Below are 19,376 nucleotides of genomic sequence, written 5' to 3' on the forward strand. Positions count from 1 at the left end.
CTCGGGGAAGCACGAGTTCCCGTCGGCCTGACGGTTCAGCGGCCGGACCGGCCGGATGCCAATGCGGCGATCACGGCCACCATTGAGCACGCCACCGCACCGACCGCGGCGCCCGCCCCGACGTACAGGCCGTATTCGGCCGACACCGGCGGGCTGACGTTGAGCTTGTAGTACCACACCGTCAGCGCCACGATCAGCGATGAAATCAACAGTGCGCCAACAGAAGCAAGCTTCACCGACAGACCGCGGCCCATCATCGCGCCGACCACCAACAGCGTGGAGGCCAACAGCACGATGAGCTGACCCGCGCCGAACCCCCGGGGCAGTTCCAAATTGCCGTGATCGCCGCATTGGCATCCGGCCGGTCCGGCCGCTGAACCGTCAGGCCGACGGGAACTCGTGCTTCCCCGAGACGCCGCTGCTGTGCGGCTCGTTGACGCCGAATATGAAGGGCGCGAAGACGATTTCGCGCCCGTCCGGGTCGCGGAAGGTGACCGCACCGTTGGCTGCCCAGTAGGGGTGCTGTTCGACGGGTTCGACGCCAGCGTCGTGCAGGCGGGCGAGAGCGGCTTGTTGCGCCGGATGGTCGGGGAAGTACAGACACAGCTGTTCCTGGCCGTCCACCGCGACCGGCTCGACGGCCTCCACGATTTCCAAGGTCAGGTTCCAGCTGGGCAGCCCGAAGATGGCGCCGTTGCTCCCGTAGCTGTCCGCGAACGTTTCGTAGAGCGGCAGCCCTACCAGGTCGCGGTAGAAGCCCACCGTCTTCGCGAAGTGCGAGGAGCGGCGTGCGAAGCGGATGGCACCGATCGGCGCCAGTCGCAGCGGCCAGTGCGTGGCGTGGTGGTTGTCGGTACTCATCACAGTCCGATCGCGCCCGCGGCGGAGTCGGCGGTAGCCCAGCGCCGCAGTTGCGCACCGGGTGCCCAGGTCGAGTGAGTGCCGCTGGAAATCCGCTCCGGCAATTGAAGTTTGCACACCGGGCCGTCGCCGACCCGGGCGGCATCGAACACCAGGCAATAGGAGGCGTCGGTGTTCATGTCGGTGGTGAGGGTGACGAGGTAGCCGTCGTCTTCACCGTTGGCGCCCACCCGCGGCGCCATTGCGGTCTCACTGCCGTAGACTCCCCGCCCGAACGAGAACCCCTCCTCGCTTCCGGTGCGCAGATCGTGTTTGACCAGGCCGTCGAACAAGAACCAGCCGGGCTTGCCGGTGGCGGCATAGGTGTAGCGGTAATCTCTGGCGGCGTAGTCGGGGTTGATGGTGCCGAACTCGGTGATGGACTGCGAGAGCTGCTCCTCTTTCACCGCGCCGGTGACCAGGTTGAAGCGCCACCGATGCAGCCGGGCCTGCAGGCGATCCAGGGCCAGGAATCGAAACAGCTTGTCCCACTTGCTTCCACCGGTGTCGAGCGGAGACGGATCGCCTTCGAAAAAGCCGTCGAGCACGATCTCGTCGCCATCCTCGTAGGCGTTGGTGAAGTGCAGCACGAACGTGGGGTCAGCCTCGAACCAGCGAATCTCCTCGGTGCCGCCGCGGCGCGGGATCACCGCGAAACGCGACGGAAGGTCGGGGTAGAAGCGCGGTAGGTGCACCTCGTGCTCGAGCAGTTGCGGATCCCAGAACAGCGGGAAATCGTTGAGAATGGCGTAGTTTTCGGTGAACGCCATGTCGTGCGGAAGACGCGGCCCCGGTAGCGGGATGTCGACATAGTGCGCCAGTTCATTGTGCTCGTCGACCACGCCGTAGTGCATGTAGGGGTCTTGCTTGCTGTAGTTGAAGAACAACAGTTCACCGGTTTTGTTGTCTACCTTGGGATGTGCGGATACACCCCAATCGATCGGAAAGCCGCCGTTCCACGACTCCTTGCCGAGGGTATCGGCCGAGTACGGGTCGATTCGGTACAGGTCACCGCACTGGTAGAAACTGGTCAGCGCGATACCGCGGTGGACGATGACGTCGGTGCTCGACGCGTCCTTCATCCGGGTTCGCGCGCCCCATCCCTGCTCGCGACGGGACAGTTGCACCGGCTCCGCCAGACCCGGCCACAGCGGTCCACCCGCCTCGTTCTCGGCCAGGAAACCGTCGGTGCGGATGAATCGGTTGCGGTAGAAGGCTTTTCCGTCGCGAAACCCGACCACGTGCACCATGCCGTCGCCGTCGAACGGGTGATAGGTCTTCAACGCCGGGTGTAGTGGGTTCTCAGTGTTGCGCAGGTAGACGCCGTCCAGGTCGCGTGGGATTTCGCCCTCGACAGCGGTGAGGTCGTCGCCGTCCCACTCGGTGGTCTGGGGCCGCCACGGTCCGCTGCGGTACGGGTGGTCGTCGTCTTCGGGCAGGGTGGACAGGAACTTGCCGACGATCTCAACGTCCATGATCACCTGCCTTCAGTGCCGCTGACGACGAAACTGACTGTGGTGGCGGTACTTCCGCCGAAGTTCAGGGTACCGAAGGTGTGCGCGCCGTCGACCTGGTACTCGCCGGCGGCGTCGCTGACCTGTTTGGCCGCGTCGAGCAGCATCCGGACTCCAGAGGCACCGACCGGGTGTCCGCCGCCGATCAGTCCGCCGCTCGGGTTGATCGGCAGCCGCCCGCCGATCTCGATCTCGCCGTTTTCGATGGCCTTCCACGATTCGCCTGGACCGGTCAGCCCGATGTGGTCGATGGCCAGGTATTCGCTGGGGGTGAAGCAGTCGTGCACTTCGAACCCGTCGACATCCTCAAGGTAGCGCTGTGCGCGACGCAGCGCGTCCAGTACCGCGGCCCGCACATGGGGGAGAACGTATGGCTCGCCATCTGCGCGGTCCAGTTTCTGCCGCAGGCCCAGCCCGACGGTGCGATGTCCCCAGCCGTCGATCCGGCCTATTGGGTGAGCATCGGGATGATCGCGCAGATAGGCGTCGTTGACGAAAACCAATCCCACGCCGCCGTCGGTCATTTGGCTGCAGTCGAATCGCCGCAGCCGGCCTTCGGTGATCGGGTTGGTGGCATCGTCGTCGGTGATCGGGTGGGGGATGGTCCACTCACGAGTCTGGGCGTTGGGGTTGCGCCGCGCGTTGGCGAAGTTGAGTTGCGCGATGGTCCGCAGGTGTGCGTCGTCCAGGCCGTACCGCCGGTCGTATTCGTCGGCCACTTCGGCGAACATGGACGGCCACAGGTAACGAGCGTTCGCCCCCTCGTGACCGGTCCACGCCGCGGCGCCCAGATGTTGCGCGGCGGTGTCACCGGGAACGGTCTTCTCCAGTTCGATCCCGACCACCAATGCGGTGTCGTAAGCACCCGATCGCAGATCGGCCATCGCCGCCAACACCGCCACGCTGCCAGAGGCACACGCCGCCTCGTGGCGCGAGGCGGGGGTGTCCCACAGTCCGTCGCACACCGTGGCCGGCATCGCCCCGAGGTGGCCCTGTCGGGCGAACATCTCGCCGAACGCGTTGCCGACGTGCACCACTTCAATGTCGGCGGCATCGAGCTTGGCCGCGGTCAGCGTGGCGTCGACAACCTCGGCCGTCAGCCCGGTGAAGTCGCGGCCTTCCTTGGTGAGGTTGCGAGCGAAATCGCTTTGGTAACCGCCCAGAATCCACACACCGGTCGACCCAGCCATACGCCGACGGTACTCTCGCATATCGGCGTTGTTGAGGCCCGGTGGCGTGCCGGCCGGCCCGGTCGGGTTCCCGCAAACGCCCGAGAAAAAGGGCGGCCCCGTCGGCTCTCGGGCTGAACCGACGGGACCTAGGCGGTTGCGAAGGCCGGCCAACGCACTCGCCTCTGTTGGATCATTGCCACCGATGACGGTCGACAAACATGCTGACCCAATCTCGTTGAGTCTGACACGACTCGGGCACCGAGTCGGGGTTAATGACGATTCTCGTTCTGCGCGTGTGCAACAAAGTTCCGACGGGATCCCTCTACGCCCAGGCTGAGCTGCGTCAAGGTGGTGCGCTCGTACCAATGTGAGTCGCCCGCCCAGCAAAGTGGCGACGCCGGTGCCTCGCCGTCGCTTCGCCGGTGCTACGAATCGCCCTGCGGAGGTGCCGCCGCGTCACAACAAGCCGCCCCCTTTAGCAGGGGGCGCTGGTGTCTGGATGGGGCGGGTCTGTGCTTCATCGTGACATTGCGTCAGTGGTCATCTAGCCCGATTGGCAGGTGTGACGGCAAAGTCGTTAAACCTTTTCATCTGCCGATACGTGCGGTTAGCTAATCGCCCGAATGGAGTGTTCGGGGGCGGGGTCGCTGCGTTGCGACACGGTCACGGATGGATACCTATCAGCTCATCACTGGTCACATGTGCCCCGCAAATCACTATCGTCACATGGGCCAGCTGAAGGACGTCAACGCGGTGTCCTACCCCCGAAAGGTGTTACATGTCGGCGTTTCTGCGAAGTGTGTCGCTCACGATGGCGTCAGCGGCCGCTATCGGATTCGTCCTCGTGGTCGGGCCTGCGCCAAGCGCAAACGCCACACCGTGCGGCGCGCCCGAGGCCAACGTCGAACCTCCCGCCGCGCCGCCGGCCATGCCCGCACCCCAGCCGGTCGTCCAGCCGCCAGTGGGACGCAGACCCACGCACACGAATGACCAGGCGCCGCTGCCGCGGCTGGGTCCGCTGATCTCGTCGTTGCTCAAGCCGGCCGCGCCGGGCCGGCAGTACTCAGCACCGGTGCACCCGCGAGCCGAGGGACCCGACCCCTCCGCACCGATGTACCCGCAAGCCGAGGTACTGCCGCCCGGGCCTAATCCACCCGCGCCTGGCGTGCCCGCGCTGCCGCCCAATGCCAACCAGCTGCGCCCGAACGCTGCCCCGATGCCGCAACCACAACCCGAACCTGGCCCGCCGCCTCCTTCGATCGCGGGGGCTCCGACGTCGCTGGTCGACTGGGTCACCGGACCGAACGGCCCCAACAAGACGCTGCAACGTTTCAGCATCTCCGGCACCGACCTCGGGATCGCCTGGGACAACGGCGATCCCGCCAACCGACAGGTGCTGATGGCCTTTGGTGACACCTTCGGCTACTGCAAGGTCCACGGCCAGCAGTGGCGGTACAACACCCTGTTCCGCAGCAACGATCACGACCTGTCCAAGGGAATCCACATCGCCGACGGTGTGCCGAACGACAGGTATTCCGGCTCACCGGTGTGGGCGCCCGGACTTTCCAAACAGGTCGTCAACACCATTCATAAGGCGGCGCATGAGACGGGCATCATTCCGACGGCGGCGATGTCGATGGGCCGCACCCAGTACATGAGCTACATGTCCATCCGGCAGTGGGGGCGTGACGGTGAATGGTCGACCAACTACTCGGCGATCGCCAGGTCTAACGACAACGGCCAGAACTGGGGAATCTTCCCGACCACCATTCGCACGGCCTCGCCGGATGCCATTCCGGGAGCTGGGTTTACGCCGGGCAATGAGAATTTCCAGATGGGTGCGTTCCTGAAGGGCAACGACGGTTACCTCTATCAGTTCGGCACCCCGTCGGGGCGTGGCGGCGCGGCGTTTCTCTGCCGCGTCCCGCCGAATCAATTGCCCGACCTGACCAAGTACCAGTACTGGAACGGCGACAACGGCGGTCACTGGGTCGCCAACAATCCGGGCGCGGCCACGCCGATCTTCCCGGGGCCGGTCGGCGAAATGTCGGCCCAGTACAACACTTATCTCAAGCAGTACCTGGTGCTCTACACCAACGGCGGCAGCAACGACGTCGTGGCACGGACCGCACCGACGCCGCAAGGGCCATGGAGTCCCGAGCAGCCGCTGGTGTCGGCCTTCCAAATGCCCGGCGGCATCTACGCGCCAATGATCCATCCCTGGTCGTCCGGACGAGACCTGTACTTCAACCTGTCGTTGTGGTCGGCATACGACGTGATGCTGATGCACACCGTGCTGCCGTAAAGCCGTTGCCATTGAACAACGATGGCCGAGTGGGAGGAGGGCGAGCATGATCGCCTTGAAGTATCACGACAATTGTTGCGGCCTCGCCGACCCACTCACTCCACTCGCGGCCGCGGCGTTACCCGACGATGTGCCGGCATCGTCGGCGGGTGAACTGTCCCGAGGGGAGGGTGTCGACGGCGTGGATGGCCACACGGTGTTCGACGGCCACCGGCCGGATTTCTGGACCGTGGGTAGACCAGGGCTGCGAGACATCGAGGTGTGCATCGAAAGCACCCGCGCCGATGGTGCGATCAGCCTCGGCCTAGTGGTCAACGGCCTGGATTGCAGTGGTGTTCCGATTGACCAGGCGCTTTCGCTCGCAGACGCCCGGGGGGATGCGGGCGTCTGCGGCGTCAGCTGCCGGGGAGGTGGACACCTCAAAGCCAGTTAGTCAGTGGTTGACGGAGTTTCGCGACGCCGTCGTAGTCGATCTGTATCAAGGGGTATCTGCTACGGCCGCGGCGGAATCCACCGCTTGCCGTCTGTCGTCCATCCACACGGTAGGTAGTTCCAATGTGCAGGCGGATTCGGATCGAAGCTCAAGCACTTCGGGGCGTAGAACGAAGGGGTGGGAGGAGGCGGTGCCGGCTGATTCTCGGCGCGAGCAACAGGCCCGCTGAGTACCAAGGCACCAACGGCCATCAGTGTCGCGACTAGCTTCCGCATCGCAGGCTCGGCAGTTCTTATGCCCCAACGAAGCGACGGTCGCTACGTTTCGTTCCTCACATGCACGACGCAAATGCTAGTCCTCATTTGCGTTTTTCGTGCTACTGAATCGCTTTCATCCGCACGACTGCCGAAGGCCGACAGGTCCACTAAGCGGCGCTGTTGCGAGGCCACGGCCCGCGCGCCGACGTCGTTTTCGGCTCACGGTGGCTGGTCGGCAGGTGAAATACGGAGGCCAGGGCCAGGTCTCCGCTGTGCGGGGGGCGACGCCCGGCGTTGCGACGGATCCACCAGGCGGCCGTCGTGGCCACCGCGGCGAGCGCCAGGGCCAACACAATCACGATGTCTCCCAAGGCGAGCAACACAATAAAGCCCGCGATGACCCACAGTGACTCAGCAATCGGGTAACGGGCACCCAAACGTTCGCTGGTGATGATCTGCCGCATGTCAGCCTCGCTACGGAGAAGGTCACTGCTGGTTTCAGCGACTGCCTTTTGCAACACCTGAACGGTCGAAAGACTGCCCGATCGGGGGACGAGGTGACCCAGCTCACCAGCGGTCTATGCCGTTACTCCCGTGCGCGATTCTGGTTTGCCAACCACTGGCGTCCGGGATGGTGCACTCAGCAAATTCCTAACTGATTCTTGGGAGATTGCTAGCTCGCCTCTCAGCAGATGACAAGAGGCGCCGTGAACGATGGTCCCATGGTCGACCCCTCCGCCCTTATCGCAGCCCGTATCAACGAACCGTCTGCCGCGTATCTGAAATGCGGTCACTGCCAACGACTGGTGAGCACAGCAAATGCTGTTCTCCGGCAGTTTCCCGGGATTGACGTGGTGTTCTGCCATGACTGCCAATTCAACCGGATCACAGCAGCACCGCTCGTGGCCTGCAGGGAAGTTGAGCAGGGCGACGCGACCGCGGCCGCCTAGGATTCGAACCTGCGACACCAGCTTTAGCAGACCATCGTCGCGATGGTTGCTGCAACATAGGGTCTTGCCCTACGAGTCAACGGGATTCGACGCTTATCCGTTTTGCTGACATTCTTCGATTGCCACTGGTTCTCGGTCATAGTCGGGGATAGGCGGTGGGCAGATGGCTTTGTCCTGGGAACCACTTCTTCTCCCGCCCCTGATCTCTGATCGGGCCGCCCCTCGCCCTCCGGGGTGGCCCGAGACTCCAAACGTACGAAGCCGTCCACAACCTCCCGGCGTAAGTGCTCATGTGCGTACTGGCTGGCTTCAAACGATTCTCAACGATGCCTCAGTCGGTGGTATGGACGAGCAGCACGTCGGTCTTCGCCCTGCGCAAGACATTTCCGGGCACTGAGCCAAGCCACTTGTCGCTGCGTGTGTTTAGTCCCACGTTGCCAACCACCAACAGATCGGCCTTGACGTCCTTGGCGAGATGGAACAGCGCATGTACCGGATCACCCCTAATGGGTCGCGCCTCAATCTCCTTCGCTCCAGCCGCCCTGGCCCGCTCGCGGGCCTCCCGCAGGATCGCATAGATGGCGGCCATCCCGTGCACCTTGTAGTCCCCCTCGTTCCCGAGGGCGACCTCGGCGCGGCCATCAAGTACACGATCCGGCCGGGCTGGTCGCCCCCAGCCTCCCTTGTCTCCCTTTTCCAGATAAGACAAGTGCGCCATTGCGATTATCAACTTGGCATTATTTTCTGCGGCGAACGCGGCGGCGTGGTCCACCGCACAAAACGACGTGTCCGAACCATCAGTGCCGACCACCACGGTCTGATAGGCGCTCATTTCGCTCCACCTTTGCTGTGCACCCCAGAGCGAGGGTGCCCGCCACGGTGCGCCCTTTACACCTCTAGATGTAAACGCAACCGAATCCATGGGATCTGCCGCGCCATCATTGTTGGCTCGAGGTGCAGCCCAAACGATTTGACCCACATGGGCAGTTCGTCCTTGCCTTTGCTTTCGAGGGAAAGATTCGCGCAGCGTCCACGCACACTTCCCGGTCGAGGCGGTGCGCGGTGGCGCAATCATCCGAACCCATAATCGAACATGGGTTCGATTATGGGCTTCGGCCGTTACCTAGAGTCGGTGGTCCGCAGCAGAATCAGCGATGTCCGTTGGAGCGGTCAAGAAGGAAGAACTGATGAAGAGGCCAATACTGCGCGCATCGGCGGCAGTAGCCATAGCGCTGGCACCCCTCTGCATTCCATCAGCACAAGCACACGCCGACGATCGCTGTGTCAGCGTCACCGATCCCGCTGCCCACAAGGCTTGTATCGACAAATTGCGCGAATTCTGGAGATACCAGAGACGGGCGTGCGCGGCGAGCCCCATTCACGGACAGGTGGGCCACGCGTGGCCGTGTTAGCGCCTGCCTAGTGACCAGGCCCCTCATCCCGCCGGGGGTCCGCAGCAATCGCCCCTTCTCCAAATAGGCGTACTCGGGCCCCTGCTATCACTGCCTCGGCTTCTGCAATTACTGCTTCTGCCGCCGCCTCGGCTACTGGCGTCGCCGCGACTCCCTCGGCTTCTGCTGCCTCGGCGGGCCGAGCCGTGTCTTGGCGTGCCACCGTCAGCGCGCAAATCAGCACGCCGGCACATCCTACGGCGGCCACGATCGGCCCAGCTGCGGCGGTGACGACGAACGCAAAGGAAAAGCTCAAAACAATGAGCCGAACAAGCCTCCTGGTCGTCATGAAGCTTAAGTCGGCTTGTACGGCGTTGACGTTACACTGAGGACTCTCAGGTGATTCCTCTTCGTCACGGTCCAGCTTTTCGCGCTGAGCCGGTGTTCTGGGAATCTGGGCCGATATTGCACGAATATTGCACGGCTTTACATTCACCCTGGTCAGGTGGTGCCCCCGGCAGGATTCGAACCTGCGACACCGGCTTTAGGAGAGCCGTGCTCTATCCCCTGAGCTACGGGGGCGGACGGGCGTGAGCTTACCGGCACGGCCGCCGGTAAATCGCCGCGGCGGTCAGCGCAGTTCGGCGATCACCTTCGAGAAGTTGTCGATGTTGTTGTCCTGCACGGTGAAGGACGACACGTCGTACTTCTCCCGGTATGCGAGCAGCGTGTCGGCGATATCGCGGGGCGAACCGCTGAGTACCGAGGGCTGGGACAAGATCTCTTCGTCGGACAGGTCCGGCGCGTAAGCGCGGGTCAGCTTGAGGTCGGGCTCGGTCTCGCCGACCCGCGGCATCGCCGTGATGGCCAGGTTCAGCTCGAGTGTGTCGAACCGGTCTCCCGCCGCCTTGCGGACGAAGTCCACGCGTTCGGCGAACGGGTCTTCGACGTCGCGCACCTTGGAGCCGGTCAGCCCGATGATGTCGGCGTTGCGTGCCGCGATGGTCAGCACCCGGTCGCCGTTGCCGGCGATAATCAGGGGCGTCGACGGATGGTGTTCCTTCAGGTACTTCGTCATGTGCTCGAGGTAGTCGACCCGGGCACCGGCGCTGGGATACGGAATCTCCGCGGCTTCGAACTCATCCCGGACGTAACCGGTGCCGAGCCCGATCTCGAGGCGGCCGTCGCTGAGCACATTCAGTGCTTGCATGTCCCGGCTGAGCAGCGCGGGCTTGTAGAACGCGGAGTTGAGCACATACATGCTCAGCCGCAGCGTGGTGGTGGCCATCGCGACCGCGGTCAGTGTCGGGAAGGGTGCCGCGGCGCCCAAATGGTCTGGCACGCAGAGGATGTCGAAACCGGCGTCTTCAGCGCGCTTGGCCTTGTCCAGCAGGGCCTCGCGGGTCTTGAAGAACCGCATACTCATTCCGAAGCGAAAATCCTTGGCCACCAACACTCTCCGTTCAACGATCCGACATTGACCAGCGACGGGCGGCCTCGGCCAACCCCTGGACCAGGGCGCTGGTAACCGACGACAAACCGTCATCGCCCGGCAGCGGGCTGCGCGGGCTGATGCCGCGGACCCGCGCCGAGAGCTCCAGCTGGGCTCCGCCGTTGCGCACCCGGTTCACCGGGTTGCGTGGGTGCAGACCGCGCAATTCCGCCGGGATGTCGTCGAGGTCGGTGATCACCTGGTAGCCGGTCAGCCGGATGTGCCGGGTCAGATGTGCGGCCAGCTCCCGGTTGCGCCCACCAGCCAGCAGTTGGGTGCTGCGCCCGTCGCGGCCGTACCCGTGCAGCGACACCGCCACGTCGACGTGGTCCAGGAACTCGGCGAGTCGGGTCGACTCGGCCGGGTCGAACAAGGCCGACGGCAGATGATGCGGGTAACGGTCAGGGTGACGTACCACGTACACCGACGCCCCGGCGGCCTCGGCGGCGCGTTCGGCGATCACGTCGGTCATCTCTTCCAGGCCGCCGCCATGGATCGCGATAAAGCCGAAACGCGAACGCAACTGACTACTTTCGATCACCCCGGGCTCGTTCAGCAATGCCGAAAGTGACTGTGGCCCAGCCCCGGCCGCCGACGATTTCGGGCGAGGCCAGCCGGCGGGATCCCAGCGGCGCAAGAAGTCGACCCAGCGTTGCGGCAACCCGTGCTCGGTGGCGCCATCGATGATCTTGGGCAGGTAGCCCGGGCGCGGTGGGCCCGGCGTCACCCGGTGATCGATGTACACCCACGCCGGGGACGGCCCGTCGTCGGTGTGCACGGTCATCTCGTCGCGCCGGTAGCGCACCGGCACGCCCTCGGCGCTGTCCAGCGTCGCCAGATCACCGTCGGAGATCTGCCACACCACCCCGTAAACCCGATTGCCGGCGAGCGGTTCGACGGTGGCCACGCCGCGCTGGTTGATCAGCCAGTCGTGATCGGTCAGCACCGCAGGCCGCGGATGGGCGGCATCGGGACAGCGCTGCGCCATCTGTCTGACGCATAGGTTCGACCCGTATGCGAAGTAAAGGTGCCGGCGGGCCGGCATTCAGCCGGTCACCGTCAGCCAGATGAGCACCACGTTAAGCAGACTAATCAATACGCCGACGGCCCAGCCAAGCATCGTGGTGATGCGGTGATTGGCGTCGCCACCCATCAGCCCGCGATCGCTGGTCAGCTTGATCAAAGGCAGCACGGCAAAAGGTATTCCGAACGACAACACCACCTGCGACAACACCAGTGCGCGGGTGGGGTCGAAGCCCACCGCCAGGATCACCAGCGCGGGCACCAGGGTGATCACCCGCCGGAGCACCATCGGAATCGACCGGTGCAGCAATCCCTGCATGATCATGGCGCCGGCGTAGGCGCCCACCGACGACGACGCCAGACCCGACGCGAGCAACCCGATGGCGAACAACACCGCGATGGTCGCGCCCAGCGTGTTGTGGATCGCGGAGTAGGCGCCCTCGATCGAGGCGCTGACGTCGCGGTGCTGCAGGTTGACCGCGGCGATCACCAACATCACGGCGTTCACCGTGCCGGCCACCGTCATCGCCAGCACGACGTCCCAGCGGGTGACGCGCAGCAGCAGGCGCCGATGTGATCCCTCGTCGGGGTGCCCGTGCCGGTCCAGCACCAGGCCCGAATGCATGTACACCGCGTGCGGCATCACGGTGGCGCCCAGGATGGCGGCGGCCAGCAGCACGCTTTCGGTGCCGTGGAACCGGGGCAGCAACCCGCCCAGCATCTCCTCCGGAGGTGCCGTCTTGACGAAGAAACTCGCGGCAAACCCGATCGCGATCACCAGCAGCAAGCCGGTGATCACCCGCTCGAAGATGATTTGTCCCCGGCGGTCCTGGATCCCGAGCAGCAGCAGGGCCACCAGGCCGGTGATCAGCCCGCCGACCAGCAGCGGCAGATTGAACAGAATGTGCAAGGCGATGGCCCCGCCGACGACTTCGGCCGCATCGGTTGCGATGGCGACGAGTTCGGCCTGCGCCCAGTAGACCAACCTGGCCGGACGGCCCATCCGCTTGCCGATCATCGCGGGCAGGGAGCGTCCGGTGACCAGCCCCAGCTTGGCGGACAGGTACTGCACCAGCCCGGCCAGAACGTTGGCCGCCACGATGACCCACAACAGCAGATAGCCGTACTGCGAGCCGGCGCTGACGTTGGCCGCAACGTTTCCCGGGTCGACGTAGGCGATCGCGGCGACGAACGCGGGCCCGAGCAAGTACCAGTTGGCCTTGAGTGAGCCCTGGGTGCGCTGGTCCAACGTGCCGACCTCGATTCACTTCACCGAATAATAAAGTGAGGTTAATCGAACATTGCGGCGTCCCCTGCACCGGCTGCGGCGTTTCCGGCGTCGAGGCTCACTGCGGAAGGTAGAGCCCCTTGCCGGTGACCAGCGGCAGGTCCAGCGTCGTCACGATGCCCGCGGGCGCGGCCACCACCGCGGGGATCGCGTTGACGACGCGCATCGCGGTGGCCACCAGGCCGGCGTGGTTGTGATCGCCGTTGCGGCTGCTCAGACAGATGTCCATGGCGTAGGACGGTTCGCCGGTGATCTCGATGCGGTAGGAGCCGCCCTCCTGGGCGGGCTGCGGCCATTCGGGGCACAGGTCCTCGCGCAGCCGGGTCACGTGTTCGAGGACGACGACGGGAGCGCCGTTGACCATGCCCGACACTTCGAACCGCAGCGCCGCGGCGGTGCCCTTGGCGATATGACCCGAGGCGATGTCGAAGTCCTCGGGGGCCGGTATCCGGACGTGGTTTTGGGTGACCTCGTCCAGCGAAATGCCCAGGCCCGCCGCCATCTGCCGGATCACCGAACCCCACGCCAGGCTGAGCACACCGGGCTGCAGCAGCATGGGGATGTCGTCGAGCGGCTTGCCGAATCCCATGACGTCGAACATCACCGCGGCGCTGTCATATGTGGCGTAGTCGACGATCTCCATGCACCGGATCTGCTGGATGCTCTGGCAGGTACCGGCAAGGGCCAGCGGCAGCAGATCATTGGCGAAGCCGGGATCGATGCCGTTGACGTAGAGGCTTGAATTGCCTTCGCGCGCTGCGTCTTCCAGCGGCTTGATGAGTTCTTCAGGGATCACCTGCCACGGATACTGCAAGAAGACCGGGCCACTGCCGACGATGTTGATCCCCGCCGCCAGGACGCGCCGGTAGTCCTCGAGTGCCTCGGGCAATCGGTTGTCGGCCAGTGCGTTGTACACCGCGCACTGCGGCCCGGTGGCGAGCACGGCATCCAGATCGGTGCTGGCGACTACGCCCGTCGGCTCGGTAAGTCCGGCAAGATCTGCGGCGTCTTTGCCGGCCTTGGCGTCCGACGACACCCAGACGCCGGTCAGTTCGAACTCCGGATTGGCGATGAGCGCCCGCAGCGCGTGGATACCGACGTTGCCGGTGCCCAGTTGGACGACGGGGATGGGCATGACGTGCTCCTCAGCGGTCGGGGGTCACAGATCCGGGACGGGGATGTCGAGATTGGGGAAGGTGAGGCCGCCGTCGACCTCGAGTGTCTTACCGGTCAGGAAGCTGCCGGCGGGGGAAGCCAAATAGACTGCGGCAGCGGCAATATCGACCGGATCGCCGAGGCGGCGCATCGGGGTTGCCTTCTCCATCGGCGCACGCAACTCGTCGTTGGAGGCGACCACATCCAGCGCGGAGGTCAGGATCGATCCCGGCGCGATGGCGTTGACACGGATGCGCGGGCACAGGTCCAGTGCGGTCAGCCGGGTGTAGTGCGACAGCGCGGCCTTGGCGGTGCCGTAGGCCGCGAAACCACGCCCGGCCAACCGGCCCATGGTCGAGGTGATGTTGATGATGCTGCCGCCCTCGGAGTGCTTCAGCATCAACGGCACCGCCGCCAGCGTCAGCGCGTGGGCGGTGCCGACGTTGAACGTGAAGGCGTCTTTGAGGTCTTTCGTCGAGGTGGTCAGCAGCGTGTTGGGCATCGTGCCGCCGACGTTGTTCACGACGATGTCTAGTTTCCCGAAGGCGTCGACGGCCTGCCCGGCCAGCTCCGCAGTGGACTCGGGGTGCGCCAGGTCGGCGGCCACCACATGGGCCTTGCGCCCGACGGCGCGGACCTGTTCAGCGACGGCTTCTAGTTGAGACTCCGTGCGCGAGGCGATGAGGACATCCGCACCCGCCTCGGCGAAGGCCAGCGCAATGGCTGCCCCGAGGCCGCGGCCTGCACCGGTGATGACGGCGACTTTGTCATCGAGACGGAACCTGTCAAGGATCATGGCGGCCTCTCTTCGTTTCGGTGTCAGCCGACACGGTAGCAAGCCGCGTCGTCTCGGATCGGGCATTTCTGGAACAGGTTCTACTTTTGCATACCAGCATGGTGACCCAGCCTGCCGATTGCCATGCCGAGGCCCGCATGCGTCCGTCACCGTGCACCCGGCTCTCGCGTGCGCTGCCAGACCATTCGCCCGCCGTTAACCTTGCTGCTGTTAGCTCAACGGTGGCGGTAATGTTTTATCTTCACCGTGAGGAACTAACTTGAGCCGCAACCAATTTGGTGCCTGCTCGAAGTATCCCGACCCGCAGATCGGCGCGGCGGTAAAGGCATTCCTGCAAAGCACCATTGGCGCCGGACAGAACGGCTTGGCGGGCAATGGCTATATCCGGGTTCCGCGGTCCTTCAAGTCCCGATTGGCGGACGCCATCGACGCCGTCTCGTGATGGGAGGACCGGGTGCGCGGTGCGCCCGAGTGGGCGGTGCAGCCCCAGCGACCTTCTTTGCTGCCGCACGCTGTCGAGGCGAATGAAATGCCGCTCCCGCCGACGTCGCCGGGGGGTGCCACCGCGTTCAGCGGCGGTCGTCGAACAATTTGCTCAACGTTAACCTTGTTACTGTTAGCTTCGGGGCTGCGAGACGGGCTGGTCGGAGCGCAGCGCTACTGACCGGCGGCGATCCTGTTTCATCCCTACCGGTAAGGAAGCGAATTGAAACTCAATCGATTTGGCGCCGTGCTGAGTGTCCTGAGCGCCGCCACGCTGACATTGTCGGGGTGCGGCAGCGACAACAACGCAACAGGCGCGAACACGACCAACGGCTCCTCGTCAGACAAGGTGAGCTGCGGCGGGGCCAAAGCCCTCAAGGCCAGCGGTTCGACAGCTCAGGCCAACGCGATGACCCGCTTCGTCAACGCGTTCGAGCACGCCTGCCACGGCCAGACGCTGAACTACACCGCCAACGGTTCGGGCGCGGGCATCAGTGAATTCAATGGCAAACAAACCGATTTCGGTGGCTCGGATTCGCCGCTGGCGCCGAACGAATACACCGCCGCGCAACAACGTTGCGGTTCGCCGGCATTGAACCTGCCGGTGGTTTTCGGCCCGATCGCCATTACCTATAACGTCACCGGCCTCAATTCACTGAGCCTGGATGGCCCCACGGCCGCCAAAATCTTCAACGGCGCGATCACGACGTGGAATGACCCCGCGATCCAGGCGCTCAATCCCGGCGTGACCTTGCCCGCCGAGCCCATTCACGTCGTATTCCGCAACGACCAATCCGGCACCACGGACAACTTCCAGAAATACCTCGATGCCGCATCTGACGGTGCATGGGGCAAGGGCGCCGGAAAGACATTCAAGGGTGGTGTCGGCGAGGGAGCAAAGGGCAACGACGGCACCTCAGCGGCGATCAAGTCCACCGAAGGATCGATCACCTACAACGAATGGTCGTTTGCCCAAGCGCAGAAACTGAACGTGGCCAAGGTCGTCACCTCGGCCGGCCCGGATGCGGTGTCGGTGAGCGCCGATTCCGTGGGCAAGACGATTGCTGGCGCGAAAATTTCCGGCCAGGGTAACGACCTGGTGCTTGACACTCTCTCGTTCTACAAGCCGACCCAGGCCGGTTCGTATCCGATCGTGCTGGCGACCTACGAGATCGTCTGCTCGAAGTACCCCGACACCCAGGTCGGGACGGCGGTAAAGGCATTCCTGCAAAGCACCATTGGCGCCGGACAGAACGGCCTCGCCGACAACGGCTACATCCCGATCCCTGACGCGTTCAAGGCGAGACTGGCTTCCTCGATCAACGCCATCACATAACCTGAGATGGTCGTGACACGAGGAACAGCAATCAGCCCGTCGACCGCGGAAACGCCGGCACTAACAGCGCTCAGTGCACGCGTGCGGCGGCGGGGTGATCGACTGTTCAAATCGGTGGCCACTGCCGCCGGTTTGACGATCGTGGGGGCGATCCTGATGATCGCCGTGTTCCTGTTGCTGCATGCCGTCCCGTCGTTGCGCGCCAACCACGCGAACTTCTTCACCAGCGCCGTGTTCAGCACCACCGATCCGGCCAAGCTCGCGTTCGGCATCCGCGACCTGCTCATGGTCACGGTGCTCAGTTCGCTCAGCGCGCTGGTGCTGGCCGTGCCGGTCGCGGTCGGTATCGCCGTGTTTCTCACCCAGTACGCGCCCAAGCGGCTGGCACGCCCATTCGGCGCGGTGGTGGACCTGCTGGCCGCGGTGCCGTCGATCATCTTCGGGTTGTGGGGGATCTTCGTGCTCGCGCCCCAGATCGAGCCGGTGGCGGCGTTGCTCAACCGCCACTTGGGCTGGTTGTTCCTGTTCAAACAGGGCAACGTTTCGTTGGCCGGCGGCGGCACCATCTTCACCGCCGGCGTCGTGCTCTCGGTGATGATCCTGCCGATCATCACCTCCGTCTCGCGCGAAGTCTTCCGGCAGACGCCACACATCCAAATGGAGGCGGCCCAGGCGCTGGGCGCCACCAAGTGGGAAGTGGTGCGGATGACCGTGCTGCCGTTCGGGCGCAGCGGTGTGATCGCGGCCTCGATGCTGGGGCTCGGACGTGCGCTTGGGGAGACCGTGGCGGTGCTGATCATCCTGCGTTCGGCCGCCCGCCCGGGTAACTGGTCGCTGTTCGACGGCGGTTACACGTTCGCCTCGAAGATCGCCTCGGCGGCCGCGGAGTTCAGCGCGCCGCTGCCCACCGGGGCATACATTTCGGCGGGGTTTGCACTGTTCGTGCTGACGTTCGTCGTCAACGCGCTCGCCCGTGCGGTCGCCGGCGGCAAGGTCAACGGATGACCCGCGATGAGGGGCGGCGCTCATGACCGTCGAAGCGCTTGACCGGCCGGTGAAGGTCGAGGTGTTTCGGCCGCTGAGTTTCCGTCGCCGGATCACCAACAACGCCGCGACCATCTTCTTCCTCGGCTCGTTCTGCATCGCGCTGGTGCCGCTGATCTGGGTGCTGGCCATCGTGGGCCAGCGCGGCTGGTACGCCGTCACACGTTCGGAATGGTGGACCCACTCGCTGCACGGCGTGCTGCCCGAACAGTTCTCCGGCGGCATCTACCACGCGCTGTACGGCACCCTGGTGCAGGCCGGGGTGGCCGCCGCCTTGGCCGTGCCGCTGGGTTTGATGACCGCAGTCTTTCTCGTCGAATACGGATCCGGCCGCCTGGTGCGGTTGACGACCTTCATGGTCGACGTACTCGCCGGAGTGCCCTCGATCGTGGCGGCCTTGTTCATCTTCAGCCTCTGGATCGCCACCCTGGGCTTCCAGCAGAGTTCGTTCGCGGTGTCGCTTGCCCTGGTCCTGCTGATGTTGCCGGTGGTGGTGCGCTCCAGCGAGGAGATGCTCAGGCTGGTGCCCGACGACCTGCGCGAGGCCAGCTACGCCCTGGGCGTGTCCAAATGGAAGACGATCGTGCGGATCGTCTTCCCGATCGCGACGCCCGGCATCGTGTCCGGCATCTTGCTGTCCGTCGCGCGAGTGATCGGCGAAACCGCGCCGGTGCTGGTGCTGGTCGGTTACAGCCGATCGATCAACGTCGACATCTTCCACGGCAACATGGCGTCACTGCCGCTGCTGATCTACACCGAGCTGACCAACCCCGAACATGCCGGTTTCCTGCGGATCTGGGGTGCGGCATTGACCCTGATCATCATGGTCGCCGTCATCAACATCATCGCCGCGCTGATCCGTTTCCTGGCAACCCGCAAGCGCTGACCGGTCAGGACTTCGACGACGCTTTCGAGGCCGACTTCCTGGCCGGCGCCTTCTTGGCGGCTGCCTTCTTCGCGGGGGCCTTCTTGGCCGCGGCCTTCTTCGCGGGTGCCTTTTCGTTACCGGAGCGCGCCTTCACGCTGGCCTCCAGCTTGGCGAGCAGATCGGAGACGTCTTCGGTCTCGTCCAGCTCCTTGGGCTGCTCCTCGGTGGTAAACGCTTCTCCGCCTTCGAGTTTCGCGTCGACCAGCTCCTGCAGCTGTTCCTGGTAGGTGTCGTGGTAACGGTCGGGGTTGAAGTCCTCGGCCATCGACTCCACCACTTGACCGGCCATCTTGAGTTCGGCCGGCTTGATCTCGACCTTCTTGTCCAGGATCGGGAAATCGGGGTCGCGGATCTCGTCGGGCCACAACAAGGTGTGCACCACCATCACGTCGCGCTTGCCGAAGTCCTTGACGCGCAACGCCGCCAGCCGCGTCTTATTGCGCAGCGTGAAATGAACGATCGCCATCCGGTCCGACTCGGCGAGCGTCTTGGCAAGCAGCACATAGGATTTCGATGACTTGGAGTCCGGTTCCAGGAAGTAACTGCGGTCGAACAGCATCGGGTCCACCTCGCTTGCCGGCACGAACTCCAGCACTTCGATTTCGCGGCTGCGTTCTTCGGGCAGGGTGGCGATGTCGTCGTCGGTGATGATGACCATCTGGCCGTCATCGGATTCGTAGGCCCGGGCGATGTCACGGTATTCGACGACTTCGCCGTCCACCTCGCACACGCGTTGATACCGGATGCGGCCGTTGTCCTTGGCGTGCACCTGGTGCAACTTGATGTCGTGGTCTTGGGTGGCGCTGTACACCTTGACCGGCACGTTCACCAGCCCGAACGCGATGGAACCCTTCCAGATGGAGCGCATGTAAGTCAGTATGCCCGCAGGGTCGGTGGCAAAACAGCACG

Annotated in this window: 17 protein-coding genes, 1 tRNA gene and 2 pseudogenes; 6 read left to right on the forward strand and 14 right to left on the reverse strand. The window is 64.5% G+C overall.

Features of this window, described 5'->3' with window-relative positions; translation table 11 throughout:
- Nucleotides 1-35: 35 nt before the first annotated feature.
- The 4 genes and pseudogenes from A5625_RS11030 to A5625_RS11045 all read right to left on the reverse strand — a co-directional run.
- Nucleotides 36-347 (reverse strand): annotated as a pseudogene (locus A5625_RS11030) (hypothetical protein); the annotation flags it as partial.
- Between the two features lie 34 nt (nucleotides 348-381).
- Complete coding sequence (locus tag A5625_RS11035) at nucleotides 382-861, reverse strand: VOC family protein (RefSeq protein WP_066992902.1); 480 nt, start codon at nucleotides 859-861, stop codon at nucleotides 382-384.
- Nucleotides 861-2,375, reverse strand: coding sequence for a carotenoid oxygenase family protein (locus A5625_RS11040; protein ID WP_066992904.1), 1,515 nt, complete (start codon nucleotides 2,373-2,375; stop codon nucleotides 861-863). Before A5625_RS11040 ends, A5625_RS11035 begins: the two co-directional genes overlap by 1 nt.
- Before the next feature lie 2 nt (nucleotides 2,376-2,377).
- On the reverse strand, nucleotides 2,378-3,604 hold the full coding sequence (locus A5625_RS11045; RefSeq protein ID WP_066992907.1) for an acetyl-CoA acetyltransferase: 1,227 nt from the start codon (nucleotides 3,602-3,604) through the stop codon (nucleotides 2,378-2,380).
- A 760-nt stretch (nucleotides 3,605-4,364) separates the two neighbouring features.
- Between A5625_RS11045 and A5625_RS11050 the strand changes: the two genes are divergently transcribed.
- Together A5625_RS11050 and A5625_RS11055 are read left to right on the forward strand one after the other, a co-directional pair.
- On the forward strand, nucleotides 4,365-5,891 hold the full coding sequence (locus tag A5625_RS11050; protein WP_066992910.1) for a DUF4185 domain-containing protein: 1,527 nt from the start codon (nucleotides 4,365-4,367) through the stop codon (nucleotides 5,889-5,891).
- A 46-nt stretch (nucleotides 5,892-5,937) separates the two neighbouring features.
- Complete coding sequence (locus A5625_RS11055) at nucleotides 5,938-6,324, forward strand: hypothetical protein (RefSeq protein ID WP_066992913.1); 387 nt, start codon at nucleotides 5,938-5,940, stop codon at nucleotides 6,322-6,324.
- A 59-nt stretch (nucleotides 6,325-6,383) separates the two neighbouring features.
- Here A5625_RS11055 and A5625_RS30745 read toward each other — a convergent pair whose 3' ends face one another.
- The 9 genes from A5625_RS30745 to A5625_RS11095 form a co-directional block, all read right to left on the reverse strand.
- Entirely contained in the window at nucleotides 6,384-6,599 is a 216-nt protein-coding gene (locus tag A5625_RS30745; RefSeq protein ID WP_082984364.1) for a hypothetical protein, read from the reverse strand.
- Nucleotides 6,600-6,748: 149 nt separating this feature from the next.
- The gene (locus A5625_RS11060) at nucleotides 6,749-7,045 is read right to left on the reverse strand and encodes a hypothetical protein (protein ID WP_156748132.1); all 297 of its coding nucleotides are present in this window, start codon (nucleotides 7,043-7,045) and stop codon (nucleotides 6,749-6,751) included.
- Between the two features lie 817 nt (nucleotides 7,046-7,862).
- Nucleotides 7,863-8,363 (reverse strand): universal stress protein, encoded by a 501-nt coding sequence (locus tag A5625_RS11065; protein WP_066992918.1) that lies wholly within the window; start codon nucleotides 8,361-8,363, stop codon nucleotides 7,863-7,865.
- A 1,065-nt stretch (nucleotides 8,364-9,428) separates the two neighbouring features.
- Nucleotides 9,429-9,504: transfer RNA gene (locus A5625_RS11070), tRNA-Arg, on the reverse strand.
- 49 nt (nucleotides 9,505-9,553) lie between these two features.
- Nucleotides 9,554-10,378, reverse strand: a complete 825-nt coding sequence (locus A5625_RS11075) for an LLM class F420-dependent oxidoreductase (RefSeq protein ID WP_082984365.1) — start codon at nucleotides 10,376-10,378, stop codon at nucleotides 9,554-9,556.
- A 7-nt stretch (nucleotides 10,379-10,385) separates the two neighbouring features.
- Nucleotides 10,386-11,459 (reverse strand): poly-gamma-glutamate hydrolase family protein, encoded by a 1,074-nt coding sequence (locus tag A5625_RS11080; protein ID WP_066992921.1) that lies wholly within the window; start codon nucleotides 11,457-11,459, stop codon nucleotides 10,386-10,388.
- On the reverse strand, nucleotides 11,460-12,701 hold the full coding sequence (locus A5625_RS11085) for an Nramp family divalent metal transporter (protein WP_197516050.1): 1,242 nt from the start codon (nucleotides 12,699-12,701) through the stop codon (nucleotides 11,460-11,462).
- A gap of 82 nt (nucleotides 12,702-12,783) precedes the next feature.
- Entirely contained in the window at nucleotides 12,784-13,860 is a 1,077-nt protein-coding gene (locus A5625_RS11090) for a diacylglycerol kinase (protein WP_066992927.1), read from the reverse strand.
- Between the two features lie 24 nt (nucleotides 13,861-13,884).
- Nucleotides 13,885-14,676: an SDR family oxidoreductase gene (locus A5625_RS11095; RefSeq protein WP_066992929.1), complete on the reverse strand. Its 792-nt coding sequence runs from the start codon at nucleotides 14,674-14,676 to the stop codon at nucleotides 13,885-13,887.
- 283 nt (nucleotides 14,677-14,959) lie between these two features.
- On the opposite strand from A5625_RS11095, the pseudogene A5625_RS11100 reads away from it, so the two are divergent.
- The 4 genes and pseudogenes from A5625_RS11100 to pstA form a co-directional block, all read left to right on the forward strand.
- Nucleotides 14,960-15,118: pseudogene (locus A5625_RS11100) on the forward strand (phosphate ABC transporter substrate-binding protein PstS); the annotation flags it as partial.
- Between the two features lie 264 nt (nucleotides 15,119-15,382).
- Entirely contained in the window at nucleotides 15,383-16,495 is a 1,113-nt protein-coding gene (gene pstS / locus A5625_RS11105; RefSeq protein WP_066992933.1) for a phosphate ABC transporter substrate-binding protein PstS, read from the forward strand.
- A gap of 6 nt (nucleotides 16,496-16,501) precedes the next feature.
- Complete coding sequence (gene pstC, locus A5625_RS11110) at nucleotides 16,502-17,500, forward strand: phosphate ABC transporter permease subunit PstC (RefSeq protein WP_066992935.1); 999 nt, start codon at nucleotides 16,502-16,504, stop codon at nucleotides 17,498-17,500.
- A 22-nt stretch (nucleotides 17,501-17,522) separates the two neighbouring features.
- The gene (gene pstA / locus A5625_RS11115; RefSeq protein WP_066992938.1) at nucleotides 17,523-18,425 is read left to right on the forward strand and encodes a phosphate ABC transporter permease PstA; all 903 of its coding nucleotides are present in this window, start codon (nucleotides 17,523-17,525) and stop codon (nucleotides 18,423-18,425) included.
- Between the two features lie 4 nt (nucleotides 18,426-18,429).
- On the opposite strand, the gene A5625_RS11120 is transcribed toward pstA, so the two are convergent.
- Entirely contained in the window at nucleotides 18,430-19,335 is a 906-nt protein-coding gene (locus A5625_RS11120) for a Ku protein (protein WP_066992940.1), read from the reverse strand.
- Nucleotides 19,336-19,376 lie beyond the last annotated feature (41 nt).

The sequence above is a fragment of the Mycobacterium sp. 1465703.0 genome (assembly GCF_001672975.1).
GTDB lineage: Bacteria > Actinomycetota > Actinomycetes > Mycobacteriales > Mycobacteriaceae > Mycobacterium.

Bases quoted from the DNA above. Each gene is read 5' to 3' on its own strand.
- A5625_RS11065 (WP_066992918.1), bottom strand. From the start codon at position 8,363: ATGAGCGCCTATCAGACCGTGGTGGTCGGCACTGATGGTTCGGACACG.
- pstA (WP_066992938.1), top strand. From the start codon at position 17,523: ATGACCGTCGAAGCGCTTGACCGGCCGGTGAAGGTCGAGGTGTTTCGG.
- A5625_RS11120 (WP_066992940.1), bottom strand. From the start codon at position 19,335: ATGCGCTCCATCTGGAAGGGTTCCATCGCGTTCGGGCTGGTGAACGTG.
- pstC (WP_066992935.1), top strand. From the start codon at position 16,502: ATGGTCGTGACACGAGGAACAGCAATCAGCCCGTCGACCGCGGAAACG.
- A5625_RS11090 (WP_066992927.1), bottom strand. From the start codon at position 13,860: ATGCCCATCCCCGTCGTCCAACTGGGCACCGGCAACGTCGGTATCCAC.
- A5625_RS11060 (WP_156748132.1), bottom strand. From the start codon at position 7,045: ATGCGGCAGATCATCACCAGCGAACGTTTGGGTGCCCGTTACCCGATT.
- A5625_RS11035 (WP_066992902.1), bottom strand. From the start codon at position 861: ATGAGTACCGACAACCACCACGCCACGCACTGGCCGCTGCGACTGGCG.
- A5625_RS11045 (WP_066992907.1), bottom strand. From the start codon at position 3,604: ATGGCTGGGTCGACCGGTGTGTGGATTCTGGGCGGTTACCAAAGCGAT.
- A5625_RS11080 (WP_066992921.1), bottom strand. From the start codon at position 11,459: ATGCCGGCCCGCCGGCACCTTTACTTCGCATACGGGTCGAACCTATGC.
- A5625_RS11050 (WP_066992910.1), top strand. From the start codon at position 4,365: ATGTCGGCGTTTCTGCGAAGTGTGTCGCTCACGATGGCGTCAGCGGCC.
- A5625_RS11055 (WP_066992913.1), top strand. From the start codon at position 5,938: ATGATCGCCTTGAAGTATCACGACAATTGTTGCGGCCTCGCCGACCCA.
- A5625_RS11040 (WP_066992904.1), bottom strand. From the start codon at position 2,375: ATGGACGTTGAGATCGTCGGCAAGTTCCTGTCCACCCTGCCCGAAGAC.
- A5625_RS11095 (WP_066992929.1), bottom strand. From the start codon at position 14,676: ATGATCCTTGACAGGTTCCGTCTCGATGACAAAGTCGCCGTCATCACC.
- A5625_RS30745 (WP_082984364.1), bottom strand. From the start codon at position 6,599: ATGCGGAAGCTAGTCGCGACACTGATGGCCGTTGGTGCCTTGGTACTC.